Genomic DNA, 16,525 nt, shown 5'->3' on the forward strand with positions numbered 1-16,525 from the left:
ATTACTTCTTGCCGTCCTTGGGCGCGCTCAGCCCTTCGTAAATTTCCTTGCAGGTGGGGCACACCGGGAATTTCTTCGGATCCCGGCCCGGGGTCCAGACCTTGCCGCACAACGCGATCACGGGCTCGCCGGAAAGCGCGGACTCCATGATCTTTTCCTTGCGGACGTAGTGGGCAAACCGCTCGCTGTCACCGGGCTCGGTGTACTCGCGCTGCTCTTCGCGCTCGATGACTGCAGTGGAACCGCCGCCGTCGTCGAGGCGGCGGGCGGGGTCATTTTCGAAAGGATCGGGAGGAAGACTCATGGTTTCCATCTTAGTACGAGGGGGCCTGTGCCGAGCCGATGCCCCGCCGCCCGGCAGGGGCGGGCACAGGCCCGTGCCGGTCCGTGCGGGCGCATCATTTGTTGACCGATACTGCCTGCAGCAGCTCCGGTCCCCGCCGGTCCATCCAGCGGCCGCCGATGCGGATCCCGGCCGCCAGCAGCCCGGCCCCGAGGAGCAGGCCGGCCGCCAGGGTCAGCCAGCTCAACAGCGCACTGCCGGTCAGGACCGCCGCCAGGGCCAGCGCCAGGACGGGCAGCACAATCACCACCTGCGCCGTCATGCCCAGGCCCTGCACCAGGAAGGTCCGGGCACCGGAACCCGGAGGTGTCTTAAAGGCGTTCTCCCCGGGCAGCGGAACGTTGTAGGTGTAGCGGGCCGACACCACGCTGGACAGGCCGAAACCGCTCAGCAGCATCCCCAGCGAAACGCCGAGCACCACCGGCAGCAGCTCCGTCCGCCCCAGCAGCAGGTACGGCAGCACGCTAGCGATAAGCACCGTCGGAACGGCGAAAACGGCGCACGCGAGGACGCGTCCCGCGCGGTCGGCGGCACCGGAGACCCCGGTGCTGAGGTGCAGGGTGAAGGCGGTGTTGTCATAGGCGACGTCGGCCGACAGCCCATAGGCGAGCAGGAAAGCCACCAGCGGTCCCAGGAACAGGGGCAGCACCGGCTCCCCGTTGGTGCGGTTCAGGAACAACAGCACTACAACCAGCAGCGGAATGGTCAGCAGGGAGGCACCGTAGCGCGGATCCCGGATCCAGTAGGTCAGCGCCCGGGCGGCCACGGCGCCGGTGGGGGTGCCCGGGAACACTCCAAAGAATCCAAGCTTCCCGCCCTTGCGCCGGGCGCCTGCGTTGTGCGGAGGCGTCACCAGCGCCCGCACCAGGAGGACCTTCCAGGCCCAGGCGAGCAGTCCGAGGAAGACGACGGCGATGCCCAGCTTGGCGGCCGCGGATCCGGTCTGCCCCAGCGCCATGTCTCCCGGAACGGCCCACACGGCACCGAGCGGGGTCCAGGACACGGTGCGGGCCAGGGACGGCAGGTAGTCGGGGGCGCTGCCGACGCCGGAGGCAATTCCGGCAATGGCAGGGCCCAGCAGCACCAGCGGGATGATGGCCACCAGACCGGATATGTCCTTGAACCTGCGGGAGGAGGACAGCGAGGTACTCGCTGCCACCGTCACCCGGGCTGCGATGACGCAGGTGAAGACCGCGATCAGGGCGGTCACCAAACCTGCGGCAACTGCGGCGGGAGAACGCCACCACACAACTGCGCTGGCCAATGCTGCCAGCAGGGTGACGGCGCCGGGAATGCCGATGAGCCCTCCGATGGCCAGCCCGGCCAGCAGTTTGGGCAGCGGAACGGTGAAGGTGACAAACCGCGCCGGGTCCAGGGTCAGGTCCACCCCGGTGGCCAGGAGGGGAATCAGGGCCCAGCCCAGTAAGGCAGCCGCTCCCACCAGGACGATTGCGGTGCGCGCCAGCTCCTGGTCGGTCGTGCTCAGGAAGAACAGCCCCGCGAACAGCCCGGTCAGGACAAAGAGCCCGTACAGAGCACCGAGGACAATGCCCACAATCTGCCAGGGGCTTCGGCGGAGGGAGTTGCGCAGCAGCGTGAGCTTGAGCCTCAGGAGGTGCGCAACCACGGCAGTCCCTCCGAGTGGGTGCGTCCGCCGACCAGCTGCACGAAGCGCTCTTCCAGGCTCTCGCCGGCGCGGACCTCATCCACGGTTCCGGCTGCCAGGAGATTGCCGCCGGCAACGACGGCGACGTGGTCACACATGCGCTGGACGAGGTCCATGACGTGGCTGGAGACAATGACCGTGCCGCCGGAGGCCACGTAGCCGGAGAGGATGTCCCGGATGTTGGCGGCGGACACCGGGTCCACTGCCTCGAACGGCTCGTCCAGAACCAGCAGCCGCGGCGCGTGGATCAGCGCCGATGCGAGGGCAATTTTCTTGGTCATTCCGGCGGAGTAGTCAACCACCAGGGTGCCGGCATCCCGGGTGAGGTCCATTGCTTCCAGCAGGTCCTGCACGCGGCTGGCCACAGTTTCCCGGTCCATGCCGCGCAGCAGGCCGGCGTAGGTCACCAGCTGCTCACCGGTGAGCCGGTCGAAAAGCCGGACCCCGTCCGGGAGGACACCCATCAGGCGTTTGGCTTTCAACGGCTCGGCCCAGACATCAGTGCCGTGCACCCACACCTGGCCGTGCCCCGGACGCAGCAGTCCCGTTGCCATGGACAGCAACGTGGTCTTGCCGGCACCGTTGGGCCCCACCAGGCCATAGAAAGAACCCGCGGGGACGTCCAGGCTGATCCCGTTGACCGCGATCTTGTCCCCGAAACGCTTGCCCAGTGCCCGTACGGCCAGAGCCGGGGCACCGGGAGCCGGGGCGGCGGGAACGGCGGGAGATTCCCCGGGCATGTACTCGGTCATGTCATCACCACGTTCATCATGGCTCCAAGGTACCGTCGCCCGGGGCCGGCAGGGATCATCCGCAGGGACCAATTCCGCCCGGCCCGTACCCGTCCTCCGGACCAGACTGCCCCCTCCCCCGGCGCCGGTCACCGGCGATCCGTCAGCCGCGCCGGAGGCGTACGCCGGGGGTGTGCGTCAGGGGTGGGCCCTTTCGTACTGCGGCGCCCAGGGCAGCTTGGCATCCAGCTCGGCGGCAGCATGCAGCCACCAGTGCGGATCGCTCAGCGCGGCGCGGGCAATCAGCACGGCATCCGCACGGCCGGTGCGCAGCGTTTCCTCCGCTTCGGCGGCGGTGCGGATGAGGCCGACGGCGCCCGTCGGCACCCCCGCGTGCGTGCGGACGTGCTCAGCGAATCCGGTCTGGTACCCCGGTGCCACCGGAATGGAAGCGGCCGGAACGGCTCCGCCGGTGGAGACATCCACGAAATCGACGCCCCGGTTCCGTGCCTGGGCCGCCAGGCGGGCGGAGGTGTGCTCGTCCAGGCCGCCGGGGATCCAGTCGGTTGCCGAGATGCGCAGCAGCAGGGGCATGGACTCCGGGATCACGGCACGAACGGCGTCAATGACTTCCAGGGTGAGGCGGTTGCGGGCGTCCTCCGAGCCTCCCCAGCCGTCGGTGCGCGTATTGACCAGCGGGGTCATGAACTGGTGCAGCAGGTAACCGTGGGCGGCATGGATTTCTATCGTGTCAAAGCCCGCTTCCACGGCCCGCTCGGCCCCGCGGGCAAAGTCTTCGATAACCCCAGCGATGCCCGCCTCATCAAGTTCGCGCGGCGCTGCGTAGTGGCCGAAGGCTTCCGAGGTGGGGCCAACAGTGTCCCAGCCGCCCTGGTCCACCGGGACACTGCCGCGGCCGGCGGCAAAGGGAGCAAAGGTGGAGGCCTTCCGCCCGGCATGGGCGAGCTGTACGCCGATCTTTGTGTCCACCGCGCCGTACAGGTGGACAAAGTCGGTGATCCGGCGCCAGGCGTCCGTCTGCTCCTGATTGTAGATTCCGGTGTCCTGCGGACTGATCCGGCCCTCCGGGCTGACGGCGGTGGCTTCGGTGATGATCAGGGCCGCTCCCCCGGCGGCAAAGGAGCCAAGGTGCATCAGGTGCCAGTCATTCGGTACACCGGGGGCGTTAACCTCATCGGCCGAGTACTGGCACATGGCCGCAACCCAGCCCCGGTGGGCCAGCTCGAGGCCGCGGAGGGCAAACGGGTCAAACAAGCCGGGGAACAGGTTCTTCGGAGAGTTGGTCATGCCGGCCCGCTTAGAACAGTGCCCGGGCGAGGGCGGAGCGCGCCTTGGTCACCCGCGGATCGGCCACGCCCACCACCTCGAACAGATCAAGCAGCCGAAGGCGTGCCTTTTCCCGGTCGTCTCCGAAGACGCGGGAAATCAGGCGGACCACCCGGTTGAAGGCGTCCTCAACGTGGCCGCCGGAAATATCCAGATCCGCAACTGCCAGCTGCGCGTCGACGTCGTCCGGGTTTTCCGCAGCATCGGAGCGGAGCTTCTCTGCGTCAACTCCCTTGAGCCGGGCCATCAGCTCCACCTGGGCGAGCCCGGCCTTGGCTTCGGCGTCGGCCGGCGTTTCCGCCAGCGCCCGGCGGTAGGCGGCGGCAGCGCCGTCGTAATCCCCTTCAACAATGGCGTCGTACGCTTCCTGGTGAAGCGGAGACAGCGGAACCTCTTCGGCCGGTTCGGACGCGCCGGCCTCATTCAGGCTTCCGGTGACGCCGTTGGCTGCGGCCACCTGGAGCAGCTCGGCAACCAGGGCGCGGATCTGTTCCTCGGGGACCGCGCGGTCAAAGAGCGGCACGGGCTGGCCCTTGAGGACCGCCGCGACGGTGGGAACAGCCACGGCTTGGAAGGCCTGGGCAATCTGCGGATGCGCGTCAACATCCACGCGGGCCAGGAGCAGCTTTCCGTCAGCCTCCGTGACCACGTTCTGCAGCACCGCACTGACCTCGGCGGACTCCGGGCTGCGCGGGGAATACAGGTCAATGATGACGGGCACCTGTGCGGAGAGCTGGACCACCTGAGGGAAGGACTGTTCCGAGACCTCCACAATGTAGGGGCTGGACGCTGCCGGCGCTGCGCCGGCCGGTCCGGCAGCCGCTGCAGGGGGCGCCGTGGCCTTTGCCTTCAGGGCGGAAAGGTCAACGGCTCCCCGCAGGTTCATCGAGGAAGCGGCCGGGGCGGGACGGTGATTCGGAGTGCTCATGGCTTTACCTTAATACGCAGTCTCGGGTCACCGGCATCCCCCGGCTCTCCCTGACGGAGGGTGGGCTTACTTCAGGTTTGCGGACAGCAGTTCCTGGACGGCACCAATGACCTGAGCCTGGTCCGTGCTGCCGGCCGGCGGAACGTAGAGCATGACGCCTTCGCCGTATTTGACGTCGATTCCGGCTTCAGTGTTCGCCTTGCCCGTCAGCTTCTGGTAGATCGTGCCCTCCAGGTTGATGGAGTCACCGGCCTCGCGCGGAATGCTGGTGTAGGTGCTGTCCATGTAGCCAAAGACAATGGCGCCGCCGTCCGGGGTGCGCAGAGCGCGGGTATCGCTTGGGTTGGCGGTGTGCTTGAACGCAATTTTGGCGAACTTGTTGTCCGGGCTGGCCAGGACATCGGCCTGGAACTTGGTGACTGCCTCCGTGAAGGTGTTGGCGGAGAACGTGTCCTTGTTGGAGCCCTCGGGGTTGGTCAGGGCGTCCGCCAGGCAATCGACAGCAGTCTTCGGGGCTGCGGCCAGACCGTCGGAGGAGTCGGCCGGCGCGGGGCTGACGCCCGTGTTAGCCGCCGGGCGGGCGGGGAAGGTGGTCCCGGGCAGCATCTTGATGGCCGAGACCAGCTTGTAATTCTCACGGGCGGATTCCTGCACCATCAGGAGTGCCTGCGGAACCTCGTTGTCCGTTCCCTGGGTTACGGCAACAATGCTGCGCGGGAATTCCGTTCCGCCCATGACCAGGTCAGTCTTCAGGGGATCTGCAACCACCGGTTCCGGCGCGGCGTTCTCCGGCACCTTTGCTGCGGTGGCGTAGTTGGCCTCCCGCAGGGTGGCGGCGGCGCCGCCGGCCCGTGTTTCCAGGAGTTTCGCGTCCTTGGCAGCATCTGCCTCGTTGACCGTGCCTGCCACCTCGGTGAGGATGCGCTGAAGCTGCGAGTCCAGAACCACGGGAGGGGTCGCCTCGCTGTTCGCCTCCGCTGTTCGGCTGGCCGTCAGCGGCAGGGCCGCGACTGCGGGCACCGCGCCCAGCGACAGGGAAGCAACCAGGACGGCGCTGAAGGCCGTGCCGCGGCGGCGAAGGGCGGGAAGAACTGCAAAGGAGGAGACGGAACCGGAGTTTCCGGCATGCTTGCCGGCGCCTGCCCTATCGGCTGCCGGCTTGTCGGCAGCCGGAAGCGACGTGGCGGTTCCGGTGGCCGGATGTGCGGCTGCCGCCGGAGTCTTAGCGTCGGGGCCGGCGTTTACCGGACCGTTGCCGCCGGACGGGCGTCCGCTGCGGCCCCGCCCGGAGGTGAAGGCCAGGGCCAGGCCGAGAACGGCGATGAGCGCGCCCGCAACGATCAGCGGGATGGCGAACGGGGTGGAAGCGTCATTGGCGTAGGTGACGGAGACATCCGCAGGAGCGGCACCGGTGCCGTCGGTGGCCAGCAGGATCTGCCAGTCACCCGCCGCGGGGGCTTCCCAGGTGAAGGTGGTTTCGCCGTCAATGTCCTGTTCCGAGACCCAGAGGTCGGAGCCGGCGGGGTTGGGCACTGTCGCAGTGCCGTCCGCAATCTCCGAGGTCAGGGAGTCGCCGTCGGCTCCAATCCGCAGAACGGAGGCATCCCCCACCCAGGCATCGACGTCGTCGGCCCGGCCCACGGCCATCAGGAAGGTGCCGTCCCCTGCAACAGTCAGGTCCACGCCCCCGGAATGTTCGGTGAGGACATCCGAGCCGATGACGGTCAGAGGTGCTTCACGGTCTTGGGTCGGTGCTGCGGCGGTGAGGGTGGTGGGAGGAGCCCAGATGGTGCGCTGGCCGATGCCAACGAGCATCAGGAGCACTCCGATCACAATCAGCGGAACTGCAATTTTGTTTCGCACAACTTACCTATCTTCAGTCTCGGTGCAATCGCCTCACCTGCGGGCAGGCGGAACGGGACGTGGGCCTCTTGGCTGTCGGGGCGGTAACCGGTTTATAACCCAATGGTAACGAAATACATGTTGGGGTCACATTCGGGCCCCTGTGTTGGACTGTGACCCCCTCCTGCCGGGGCTCCTGCTGATAATGTGACGCTTCGTACGGCGGGCGTTCGCCAGAGCTAGGAGACTTGGAAAATTATGGCCGAGAACCAGGACCAGCCGGCTGAACAGCCTCCTTCCGGGCCGCAGCAGGCAGGGGAGCCGGCTCCGCAGGAACGCCCGGGGCGGCGGTTCCTGACCGGAGCCTCGGAGCGGATCCGGCTTGCGGTGCCCCGCAGTGTTCCCGGCCCCCTCCCCCGGCCCCGGTTTGAGGTCCCGCCCGAAGCCGCTGCAGCCGATGAAGCCCCCGGACAAGCCGGAACCCCGGCCGCCGGCTTGGACCGCGCAGGCACCGACGATCAGCCCCGCGGCATGAACGGCCATCCGATTCACTTTGGCTTCATGTTTTCAGTGGGCGTGGGAATTGCCCTGCTGGGATATTTCATTCTCACCAACGTCGGTGAACTGCTGGTGTGGATTGGCGCAGCACTGTTCATTGCCCTGGGCCTGGACCCGGTGGTCCGGTGGCTGGGGGCACGGCGCATACCCCGGCCTGCCGGAATTGCCATCACCGTACTGGGCCTGGCCGCCATCGTTATTGGTTTCTTCGCAACCCTGATTCCCACAATCGTCCGGCAAACCTCAGAAATCGTCACCAATGCGCCGGGTTACGTGGACAAGTTCCTGGAATCCGATTTCTTCGTCAGCATTGAAGATCAGTTCCATGTGCGCGAGCGGATCGAAGACGAGGTCAACAAATTCTTCACCAACGCCGACGCCCTCGGCGGAGTTTTTGGCGGCGTGCTCTCCGTGGGCACCGTCATTGCCAACGGTCTTTTCGGTGCCCTGATCATCCTGGTCCTGACTCTCTATTTCCTCTCATCCCTGCCCTCCATGAAGAAATGGGCCTATCGGCTGGCTCCGCGCAGCCGGCGGCGCCGGGTCGAGACATTGTCAGAAGAAATCACCAGCAGTGTGGGCAATTATGTAATCGGCCAGGGACTGGTGGCCCTGCTGGACGCCACTTACGCCTTTATCGTCATGTCCATCACGGGAGTGCCGTTCTCGGTCCTGCTGGCGTTTGTGGTCGCCCTGCTGGCCTTCATTCCGCTGGTAGGACCACCCATTGCGCTGGTCCTGGTTTCCCTGGTGGCGCTTACCGTCAGCTGGCAGACGGCCGTGGTCTTTGCCCTGTTCTACGTGGCCTACCTGCAGTTCGAGGCTTACTTTGTGTCCCCGCGCATCATGCAGCGCGCCGTGGCGGTGCCCGGAGCCGTAGCCGTCATTGCGGTGATCGCCGGCGGAACCCTGCTGGGCGTCCTCGGCGCCCTGATTGCCATTCCCACCGCTGCTGCGGTGCTGCTGCTGCTCAAGGAAGTGTTTATTTCGCGCCAGGACCGGCTCTAGCGGCGCCGGCCGCCGGTTCGCCGCGTGCGCCAGCACCGCTCGTGCCAGTGCCGGCGGTCTGCGACGGCGGTTTCACGGCCCAGCAGCGAATCCTCCTGCCACACCACCAGGTGCGGGATCCCCGGGGGGATAATCATGCCGCATCCGGGGCATTTGTACTCTTTTGCCGCGTTGCGTGCCGTGATTTGCCGCACTGACCATTCGCCGTCGGGCGCACTCTCGCGATGCGGAATGCCGGCGCGGGTCCGCTCCAGGTCCAGCTCCACGGCAGGCATTGCCCACTTGCTGCGGACACTTCGGCCCAGATTGGCGTTGGCTGCGCCCGGCGGGCGGCGGGGTCGGTTGGAACGGGGCATATAAATCATTTTGCCCGAGCGGAGCCGGTAAAGTGCAACTGTGCGTTTAGTAATAGCCCGCTGCTCTGTTGACTACATCGGCCGCCTCCGTGCCCATCTTCCGCTCGCCGTCCGTCTGCTGATGGTCAAAGCCGACGGTTCCGTCCTGATCCATTCCGACGGCGGCTCCTACAAACCCCTGAACTGGATGAGCCCTCCGGCCACCCTGCGCATCACCGCGCCCAGCGAGGACGACGCCGAAACGGGGGTGATCGAAACCTGGAACGTTCAGAGCGCCAAGACTGACGACAAACTGATCATCAGCATCTATGAACGGTTCTCCGAGACCAACCATGACCTGGGTGTTGACCCCGGCCTGATCAAAGACGGAGTGGAGGCTGACCTGCAGCGGCTTCTGGCCGAGCAGATCACCAAGCTGGGCGCCGGCTACACCCTGATCCGCCGGGAATACATGACGGCGATCGGCCCCGTGGACATCCTCGCCCGTGATGCCTCCGGGGCCACCGTGGCTGTGGAGCTCAAGCGCCGGGGAGATATTGACGGCGTGGAGCAGCTGACACGGTATCTGGAACTGCTCAACCGCGATCCGCTCCTTGCCCCCGTCAAGGGCGTGTTTGCCGCGCAGCAGATCAAGCCCCAGGCCCGGGTGCTGGCAAATGACCGCGGCATTGAATGCCTGACGTTGGATTACGACGCCATGCGCGGCGTGGACGATTCGGAGTCCCGACTCTTTTAGGCTGTTTTAGCCCACCGGCGGAATGCCCGGCCGGGGATCGGAACACCTGCAAACGACCCGGAAGAATACTCGACGAAATACTGGGAAATTTTTTGGACGAATTCGTTGACCAGCCATTACGGGTGTGTAATCCTATAACCAGTCTTTGTGTAGGTGTTATTCATGCTCGCAAGACCGTTGCGAGCGTGAAGCTCCTCAAGGAACTGCTGAATGGCAAGGAACTTGAGCCTTCCCGTTTCAGTAACATAAGGTCGCCGCGGGGTGTGGCGGCCGGTAGTTCCACTTATGAGGAGAAACAAAATGGCACAGGGTACCGTCAAATGGTTTAACGCTGAAAAGGGCTTCGGCTTCATCACTCCCGATGATTCAGACGGAGACGTCTTTGTTCACTACTCTGAAATTCAGACCGGTGGCTTCAAGACGCTTGATGAGAACCAGCGCGTTGAGTTCGAAATCGGCCAGGGCGCCAAGGGCCCCCAGGCCACCGGCGTCACCGCCCTCTAAGCTTCACCACAAACTCAGCATTACCTGTCCGGGGTTTCCCGGATAAACAAAGGAAGTCCCCGGCACATGCCGGGGACTTCCTTTGTCTCTGCGGCCCGGAACCAGTCCGGATCCCTCCGGTTTGGGAAAAATCGTCCGTTATGGGAAATCCCTGCCCCGGCGAACCGGAGGGATTTCCCATAACGGAGGGATTTTGCGTAACGCAGGGGAACCGGCCGGCTCAGCGGCGCGGGCTCAGGGACGGCACCGAAGGACCAGCAATCAGCTGCGCCGGCGCACGACCCGCGCGCCGAGTCCGCGCAGGTTCTCCATGAAGTTCTCGTAGCCGCGGTCAATGTGGTCGACCCCGCGGACCTCCGTGGTGCCCTCCGCCGCGAGCCCGGCAATCACCAGTGCAGCCCCTGCGCGGATGTCGTTGGCTTCCACCGGTGCACCTGAGAGCCGGGGAACGCCCTGGATCAGGGCGTGGTGGCCGTCGAGTCGAATCACTGCCCCGAGCCGGGCCAGCTCCGAAGTGAATCCCCAGCGCGCTTCAAAGACGTTTTCAGTAACCATCCCGGACCCGGTGGACACCGCGTTCATAGCCACCACAAAGGGCTGCAGGTCGGTGGGAAAGCCCGGGTACGGCAGCGTAGACACGTTGATGGGCTCCGGGCGGTCGTTGCCCTTGACCGTGAAGCTGTCCTCCCCCACCGTAACAGTGCAGCCGGCCTGGGAGAGCTTGTCCAGGACAACGCTCAGGGCGGAGGCATCGGCGTTGCGGACTTCGATGCAGCCGCCGGTAATGGCAGCGGCAAACGCCCAGGTTCCCGCCACGATCCGGTCCGGAACTACCCGGTGGACCACCGGGTTCAACCGCTCCACTCCCTCGATTACGAGGGTATTGGTGCCTATCCCGGAGATCCGAGCGCCCATCTCGTTGAGCATCTCGGCAATGTCGGTGATTTCCGGTTCGCGCGCAGCATTGTCGATCACAGTGGTGCCGGCAGCCAGGGTTGCGGCCATCATCAGGTTCTCGGTGGCACCGACGGAGGGGAAGTCCAGCAGATGGCGGGCACCGATCAGCCCGTCCGGAACGGAGGCCACCAGATAGCCGTGGTCAATGGTGATGGTGGTTCCCATCAGCTCCAACCCGGCGCGGTGCATGTCCAAACCGCGGGAACCGATGGCGTCGCCGCCCGGGAGCGCCACCTCGGCCTGCCGGCAGCGCGCCACAAGGGGGCCGAGAACGGAGATGGAGGCACGCATGGCCCGCACCAGGTCATAGTCTGCCTGGTGGCCGGGCAGCTCGGGAACGTCGATCGAGACCGCGGCCGCGTCGACGTCGTAATCAACAGTGCAGCCCAGCCGGCGCAGCAGCTCGGCCATGATCCAGACATCCTGGATGTTGGGCACGTTGGTGATGGTGGAGCGTCCTTGGGCAAGCAGCGTTGCCGCCATAAGTTTCAGGACGCTGTTTTTGGCTCCGGGGACACTGACCGCTCCGTTGAGCGAGGCCGGGCCGGTAACAACAATGACGTCTTCCATCCCTCAATACTAAGGTGGCGGACGGTCAGCCCCGACTCAGCGCCAGGTCCCGATGCCGATGACCGGTCCGGCTTCAAGCCATGAGGAGAGGCCGGTATAAACGTCGTACTTCATCGCCACGAGGAACTCATTCTCCTCGTACCGCAGAGTGACAATAATGGCGCCGGGCTGGATTCGGGCGCGCTCGGCTTCCGTCGGCTCCCTCCAGCTCCCGATCTCCAGGGAGCTGCGCAGGAATCTGTGGGGCGGGCGGGGGCTGAGCGAAATCAGGCGCAGCCATTCCAGATGGGTGTCCGTATAACGACAAACCCCCATCTGCCACCCGCCGGGCGGGAGGCAAATGGAGGCATCGAAAGTACCGAGGGCGCGCCGCAGCTGGCTGCGGCGCACCCCGAACAGAACTACTGCCAGCAGCAGCAGGCAAAGCAGCCCTGCCAGCGCAATGAACAAATAAGAGCTGCTCATTGGGAAGGGTCAGCGAGTCCCAGCGTTGGCTGCGTCGTTCATCTGAGCGTTGTCAGCGACAATTACCACGCGGTTGCTGTCGACGGAGAAGAATCCGCCGTCGACGTTCACCGTGAAGCGCGCACCGGAAACCGGCTCGATGGCCATTTCGCCTTCAGCCAGGATGGCCAGCAGCGGAGTGTGGCCGGGAAGGACCCCGACGTCACCCTCGCTGGTGCGTGCCTTGACCATCTTTGCCGCGCCGGACCACACGAAGTGGTCCGCTGCGACAATCTCAACTTCGAGTTCAGCAGTGTTCGCCATAGGGCTTACTTCCCGGTCTGCTCTTGGATCTTCGCCCAGTTGGCCATGACATCGTCCATGCTGCCGACGTTGAAGAAGGCCTGCTCGGCGATGTGGTCCACGTCGCCGTCGCAGATGGCCTTGAAGCCCTCAATGGTTTCCTTGATGGTAACCGTGGAGCCCTCGACGCCGGTGAACTGCTTGGCGGTGTAGGTGTTCTGCGACAGGAACTGCTGGATGCGGCGTGCACGTGCCACGACAATCTTGTCTTCTTCGCCCAGCTCGTCAATGCCGAGGATGGCGATGATGTCCTGCAGTTCCTTGTTCTTCTGAAGGATCTGCTTGACGCGGACAGCCGTGTCGTAGTGCAGCTGGCCCACGTACTGCGGGTCCAGGATGCGCGACGTGGAGGTCAGCGGATCCACGGCCGGGTACAGGCCGCGCGAGGCGATTTCACGGGAAAGTTCCGTGGTGGCGTCCAGGTGCGCGAACGTGGTGGCCGGAGCCGGGTCGGTGTAGTCATCAGCAGGCACGTAAATGGCCTGCATCGACGTAATCGAGTGACCCTTGGTGGACGTGATGCGCTCCTGGAGGAGACCCATCTCATCGGCAAGGTTCGGCTGGTAGCCCACGGCGGACGGCATGCGGCCCAGAAGCGTTGAAACTTCGGAACCTGCCTGCGTGAAGCGGAAGATGTTGTCGATGAAGAGCAGCACGTCCTGGTTCTGCACATCGCGGAAGTACTCCGCCATGGTCAGGCCGGACAGGGCCACGCGCAGACGCGTTCCCGGCGGCTCATCCATCTGGCCGAATACAAGGGCGGTGTCCTTCAGGACGCCTGCCTCTTCCATTTCAACCCAGAGGTCATTTCCCTCACGGGTACGCTCGCCAACACCGGCGAATACCGAGGTACCACCGAAGTTGCGGGCAACACGGGTGATCATTTCCTGGATCAGAACGGTCTTGCCAACGCCGGCGCCGCCGAACAGGCCGATCTTTCCACCCTTGATGTACGGGGTGAGAAGGTCGATCACCTTGATGCCGGTTTCCAGCATCTCGGTCGAACCCTCAAGGTCAGCGAAGTTCGGAGCCTTGCGGTGGATGGGCCACCGCTCGGTGATTTCCAGCTGGTCCTCGGCAACGTCGAGGGGCTTGCCCAGGACGTTGAAGATGTGGCCCTTGACGCCGTCGCCTACGGGGACGGAGATCGGTGCACCGGTATCCTTGACGGCTGCGCCGCGGACCAGGCCGTCGGTGGCCTGCATGGAGATGGCGCGCACGAGGTTGTCACCGAGGTGCTGGGACGTTTCGAACGTAATGGTGCGGGTCTCACCGTTGAGCGTCAGCTCGGTGGTCAGCGCGTTGTAGATGGTAGGAATTGCGTCAGCCGGGAATTCGACGTCGACAACCGGGCCGATGACACGGGCGATACGGCCTGTGGCACCCGAGGCTACGGAATCAGATCCGTGCTCGACAGTTTGGGCAGTCATCTCTCTCACTTCACTCAGTTAGATGGCGTGTGGACTAAGTTTGCTTCTGGTGGAACCGTGCGTATTGGGGCGGAGGCTAGGACGCGTTAAGCGCGTCGGCACCAGCCACAATCTCGGACAGTTCCTGGGTGATCTCGGCCTGACGGGCGTTATTGCGAAGTCGCGTGTACTTCTTAATAAGGTCTGTGGCGTTGTCCCCTGCGGACTTCATTGCACGCTGGCGGGCGGCGAGCTCGGAAGCGGCTGCCTGAAGCATGGCTGCGAAGATGCGCGACTCGATGTAGCGCGGCAGCAGTGCGTCAAGAACCTTTTCGGGTTCGGGCTCGTACTCGTACAGAGGCAGCAGCTCAGTCTCAGACTGTGCTTCTTCCTCCACTACCTCCAGCGGAAGCAGGCGGATCACCGTGGGTTCCTGGACAACCATCGACTTGAAGCGCGTGTAGACGATGTGGATTTCATCCACGCCGCCGTCTTCGTAGTCGGTGTTGAAGTCGTCGAGGAGTGCCCGGCCGATTTCGCGGGCGGTTTCAAAGTCCGGTGCATCGGTATTTCCGGTCCAGACACGCGCAGACTCACGGTCACGGAAGTCGTAGTACGCCTGCGCCTTACGTCCCACCAGGTAGGTCTTGACCTCTTTGCCCTCTTCACGGAGCAGTTCGGCCAAGGATTCGCTTTGCTTGAGCACACTGGCGGAATACGAACCAGCAAGACCACGGTCGGAAGTCAGGACCACCATGGCTGCCCGGCGGATCTGATCCGGCTCGGTAGTCAGCGGGTGGTCGATTTCCGACTGGGACGCCACAGCAGAAACGGCACGGGTGATCGCATTGGAATACGGCAGTGACGCAGCCACACGGGTGCGTGCCTTTCCAATGCGAGAGGCAGCAATCAGCTCCATCGCCTTGAAGATCTTCTGCATCGACGTCGTCGAAGCGATCTTCTGACGGTAGACCCGAATTTGGGCTCCCATACTTTTCCTTTCAGTTCCTAGCGTTCTACTAGGGCTAAGGCAAAGGCCAAGGGTTCCGCGTCCGGATCCACAGGATCCGGACGCGGAACGACAAAGGCGTTAGCGCTTCTGCTTGACGATCTTTTCCTGGTCAACAGCGTCTTCGCCCAGGGCGGAGTGCTCTTCGTGGCCGGCAGCAACCAGGTGGTTGTCGCCTTCGCCGAAGAACCCTTCCTTGAACGAGACAACGCGCTTCTTGAGTTCATCCACAGTGGAGTCCTCAAGCTTGCCCGTCTGTGCCAGGGTGGTCAGCACGGAAGTGGTGTGCTTCAGGTGGTCAATGAACTCGCCTTCGAAGCGGAGCACATCTTCCACGGGAACATCGTCCAGGTAGCCGTTCGTGCCGGCCCAGATGGAGACAACCTGCTCTTCAACGGGGTACGGAGCGTACTGACCCTGCTTGAGGAGTTCCATCAGGCGCGCACCGCGGGTGAGCTGCTGACGGGTGGCTGCGTCCAGGTCCGAAGCAAACATGGAGAATGCCTGCATGTCGCGGTACTGGGCCAGTTCCAGCTTCAACGTTCCGGAGACCTTCTTCATGGCCTTCTGCTGTGCAGCACCACCGACGCGCGAGACGGAAATACCGACGTCGACGGCGGGGCGCTGGTTGGCGTTGAAGAGGTCCGACTGCAGGAAGATCTGGCCGTCGGTGATGGAGATGACGTTGGTCGGGATGTACGCCGAGACGTCGTTTGCCTTGGTCTCGATGATGGGCAGGCCCGTCATCGAACCGGCACCGAGGTCGTCGGAGAGCTTCGCGCAACGCTCCAGCAGGCGGGAGTGCAAGTAGAACACATCGCCCGGGTAGGCTTCGCGTCCCGGCGGGCGCCGGAGCAGCAGGGACACGGCGCGGTAGGCTTCAGCCTGCTTCGACAGATCATCAAAGATGATCAGGACGTGCTTGCCGCCGTACATCCAGTGCTGGCCGATGGCCGAACCGGCGTAGGGTGCCAGGTACTTGAAGCCGGCGGGGTCCGAAGCCGGGGAAGCAACAATGGTGGTGTACTCCATTGCGCCGCGGTCTTCGAGGGTCCGCTTGATTTCAGCAACCGTGGATGCCTTCTGGCCGATGGCTACGTAAATGCAGCGCACCTGCTTCTGGACATCGCCGGATTCCCAGTTGGCCTTCTGGTTAAGGATGGCGTCAACGGCAATGGCGGTCTTACCCGTCTTGCGGTCGCCGATGATCAGCTGGCGCTGGCCGCGACCGATCGGAATCATGGCGTCAATGGCCTTGAGTCCGGTCTGCAGCGGTTCGTGGACCGACTTGCGCTGGGTTACGCCGGGTGCCTGGAGCTCCAGTGCACGGCGTCCTTCAGCCTGGATCGGGCCCAGGTCATCCATCGGCTCGCCCAGCGGGTCGACAACGCGGCCCAGGAAGGCGTCGCCCACGGGTACGGACAGAACTTCACCGGTGCGGTGAACTTCCTGGCCTTCTTCAATCCCGGCGAAATCGCCGAGTACAACGACACCGATTTCACGGGTGTCAAGGTTCTGGGCGAGGCCCAGTGTGCCGTCCTCGAACCGAAGCAGCTCGTTTGCCATGACGGAGGGCAGGCCCTCCACACGGGCAATGCCGTCGCTGGCGGTTGTTACGCGGCCAACTTCAACGCGCTCTGCGTTTCCGGGTTCGTAGGACGCCGCGAATTCGTTCAACGCATTACGGACGTCGTCGGCGTTGATGGTCAATTCGGCCATCTGCAGTCCCTGCTCTCCTGTGTTGTGATCATCGC

General features: G+C 64.5%; 16 protein-coding genes. 3 read left to right on the top strand and 13 right to left on the bottom strand.

All coding sequences use genetic code 11. The features are described 5' to 3' along the window. Position 1: 1 nt before the first annotated feature. The 6 genes from AC4D2Q_RS00375 to AC4D2Q_RS00400 form a co-directional block, all read right to left on the bottom strand. A complete protein-coding gene (locus tag AC4D2Q_RS00375) occupies positions 2-313 on the bottom strand; it encodes a DUF3039 domain-containing protein (RefSeq protein ID WP_400931744.1) in 312 nt (103 codons plus the stop codon). Between the two features lie 85 nt (positions 314-398). Beyond that, positions 399-1,970: a transporter gene (locus AC4D2Q_RS00380; protein WP_490944136.1), complete on the bottom strand. Its 1,572-nt coding sequence runs from the start codon at positions 1,968-1,970 to the stop codon at positions 399-401. Next, positions 1,952-2,761: an ABC transporter ATP-binding protein gene (locus AC4D2Q_RS00385; RefSeq protein WP_490926732.1), complete on the bottom strand. Its 810-nt coding sequence runs from the start codon at positions 2,759-2,761 to the stop codon at positions 1,952-1,954. The genes AC4D2Q_RS00380 and AC4D2Q_RS00385 overlap by 19 nt, the downstream gene beginning before the upstream one ends. Before the next feature lie 177 nt (positions 2,762-2,938). After that, positions 2,939-4,048 carry an NADH:flavin oxidoreductase/NADH oxidase gene (locus AC4D2Q_RS00390; RefSeq protein WP_490944138.1) on the bottom strand — a complete coding sequence of 370 codons (1,110 nt, stop codon included), beginning with the start codon at positions 4,046-4,048 and terminating at the stop codon, positions 2,939-2,941. A gap of 10 nt (positions 4,049-4,058) precedes the next feature. Then, positions 4,059-5,015, bottom strand: coding sequence for a co-chaperone YbbN (locus AC4D2Q_RS00395; RefSeq protein WP_490944140.1), 957 nt, complete (start codon positions 5,013-5,015; stop codon positions 4,059-4,061). A 66-nt stretch (positions 5,016-5,081) separates the two neighbouring features. Further along, positions 5,082-6,878 (bottom strand): DUF8094 domain-containing protein, encoded by a 1,797-nt coding sequence (locus tag AC4D2Q_RS00400; protein ID WP_490944142.1) that lies wholly within the window; start codon positions 6,876-6,878, stop codon positions 5,082-5,084. Positions 6,879-7,115: 237 nt separating this feature from the next. On the opposite strand from AC4D2Q_RS00400, the gene AC4D2Q_RS00405 reads away from it, so the two are divergent. Next, a complete protein-coding gene (locus tag AC4D2Q_RS00405) occupies positions 7,116-8,423 on the top strand; it encodes an AI-2E family transporter (protein ID WP_490926728.1) in 1,308 nt (435 codons plus the stop codon). On the opposite strand, the gene AC4D2Q_RS00410 is transcribed toward AC4D2Q_RS00405, so the two are convergent. Continuing rightward, positions 8,420-8,779 carry an Rv1322 family protein gene (locus AC4D2Q_RS00410; protein WP_490944144.1) on the bottom strand — a complete coding sequence of 120 codons (360 nt, stop codon included), beginning with the start codon at positions 8,777-8,779 and terminating at the stop codon, positions 8,420-8,422. The two genes, AC4D2Q_RS00405 and AC4D2Q_RS00410, sit on opposite strands and share 4 nt — an antisense overlap. A 40-nt stretch (positions 8,780-8,819) precedes the next feature. Here AC4D2Q_RS00410 and nucS point away from each other — a divergent pair, with 40 nt between their 5' ends. After that, a complete protein-coding gene (gene nucS, locus AC4D2Q_RS00415; RefSeq protein WP_490944146.1) occupies positions 8,820-9,515 on the top strand; it encodes an endonuclease NucS in 696 nt (231 codons plus the stop codon). A 300-nt stretch (positions 9,516-9,815) separates the two neighbouring features. Further along, complete coding sequence (locus tag AC4D2Q_RS00420; protein WP_104101230.1) at positions 9,816-10,019, top strand: cold-shock protein; 204 nt, start codon at positions 9,816-9,818, stop codon at positions 10,017-10,019. Positions 10,020-10,280: 261 nt separating this feature from the next. On the opposite strand, the gene murA is transcribed toward AC4D2Q_RS00420, so the two are convergent. From murA to atpA, 6 genes are all read right to left on the bottom strand, one after another. Beyond that, the gene (gene murA, locus AC4D2Q_RS00425) at positions 10,281-11,546 is read right to left on the bottom strand and encodes a UDP-N-acetylglucosamine 1-carboxyvinyltransferase (RefSeq protein WP_490926725.1); all 1,266 of its coding nucleotides are present in this window, start codon (positions 11,544-11,546) and stop codon (positions 10,281-10,283) included. A gap of 36 nt (positions 11,547-11,582) precedes the next feature. Continuing rightward, the gene (locus AC4D2Q_RS00430; protein WP_490944148.1) at positions 11,583-12,011 is read right to left on the bottom strand and encodes a DUF2550 domain-containing protein; all 429 of its coding nucleotides are present in this window, start codon (positions 12,009-12,011) and stop codon (positions 11,583-11,585) included. A gap of 9 nt (positions 12,012-12,020) precedes the next feature. Continuing rightward, on the bottom strand, positions 12,021-12,314 hold the full coding sequence (locus AC4D2Q_RS00435) for a F0F1 ATP synthase subunit epsilon (protein WP_490944150.1): 294 nt from the start codon (positions 12,312-12,314) through the stop codon (positions 12,021-12,023). A 5-nt stretch (positions 12,315-12,319) separates the two neighbouring features. Then, positions 12,320-13,783, bottom strand: coding sequence for a F0F1 ATP synthase subunit beta (gene atpD, locus AC4D2Q_RS00440; protein WP_490926722.1), 1,464 nt, complete (start codon positions 13,781-13,783; stop codon positions 12,320-12,322). Between the two features lie 76 nt (positions 13,784-13,859). Beyond that, positions 13,860-14,753, bottom strand: a complete 894-nt coding sequence (locus AC4D2Q_RS00445) for a F0F1 ATP synthase subunit gamma (protein ID WP_490926721.1) — start codon at positions 14,751-14,753, stop codon at positions 13,860-13,862. A 99-nt stretch (positions 14,754-14,852) separates the two neighbouring features. Then, positions 14,853-16,490, bottom strand: a complete 1,638-nt coding sequence (gene atpA / locus AC4D2Q_RS00450; protein ID WP_490944152.1) for a F0F1 ATP synthase subunit alpha — start codon at positions 16,488-16,490, stop codon at positions 14,853-14,855. Positions 16,491-16,525: the final 35 nt, after the last annotated feature.

The sequence above is a fragment of the Arthrobacter sp. TJ-178 genome, from assembly GCF_058269275.1.

Excerpts from the sequence above, each read along its gene's own strand:
- atpD (WP_490926722.1), bottom strand. The coding sequence starts at position 13,783 with ATGACTGCCCAAACTGTCGAGCACGGATCTGATTCCGTAGCCTCGGGT.
- AC4D2Q_RS00385 (WP_490926732.1), bottom strand. The coding sequence starts at position 2,761 with ATGACCGAGTACATGCCCGGGGAATCTCCCGCCGTTCCCGCCGCCCCG.
- AC4D2Q_RS00430 (WP_490944148.1), bottom strand. The coding sequence starts at position 12,011 with ATGAGCAGCTCTTATTTGTTCATTGCGCTGGCAGGGCTGCTTTGCCTG.
- murA (WP_490926725.1), bottom strand. The coding sequence starts at position 11,546 with ATGGAAGACGTCATTGTTGTTACCGGCCCGGCCTCGCTCAACGGAGCG.
- AC4D2Q_RS00435 (WP_490944150.1), bottom strand. The coding sequence starts at position 12,314 with ATGGCGAACACTGCTGAACTCGAAGTTGAGATTGTCGCAGCGGACCAC.
- AC4D2Q_RS00410 (WP_490944144.1), bottom strand. The coding sequence starts at position 8,779 with ATGCCCCGTTCCAACCGACCCCGCCGCCCGCCGGGCGCAGCCAACGCC.
- AC4D2Q_RS00390 (WP_490944138.1), bottom strand. The coding sequence starts at position 4,048 with ATGACCAACTCTCCGAAGAACCTGTTCCCCGGCTTGTTTGACCCGTTT.
- AC4D2Q_RS00445 (WP_490926721.1), bottom strand. The coding sequence starts at position 14,753 with ATGGGAGCCCAAATTCGGGTCTACCGTCAGAAGATCGCTTCGACGACG.
- AC4D2Q_RS00420 (WP_104101230.1), top strand. The coding sequence starts at position 9,816 with ATGGCACAGGGTACCGTCAAATGGTTTAACGCTGAAAAGGGCTTCGGC.
- atpA (WP_490944152.1), bottom strand. The coding sequence starts at position 16,490 with ATGGCCGAATTGACCATCAACGCCGACGACGTCCGTAATGCGTTGAAC.
- AC4D2Q_RS00375 (WP_400931744.1), bottom strand. The coding sequence starts at position 313 with ATGGAAACCATGAGTCTTCCTCCCGATCCTTTCGAAAATGACCCCGCC.
- AC4D2Q_RS00405 (WP_490926728.1), top strand. The coding sequence starts at position 7,116 with ATGGCCGAGAACCAGGACCAGCCGGCTGAACAGCCTCCTTCCGGGCCG.
- AC4D2Q_RS00395 (WP_490944140.1), bottom strand. The coding sequence starts at position 5,015 with ATGAGCACTCCGAATCACCGTCCCGCCCCGGCCGCTTCCTCGATGAAC.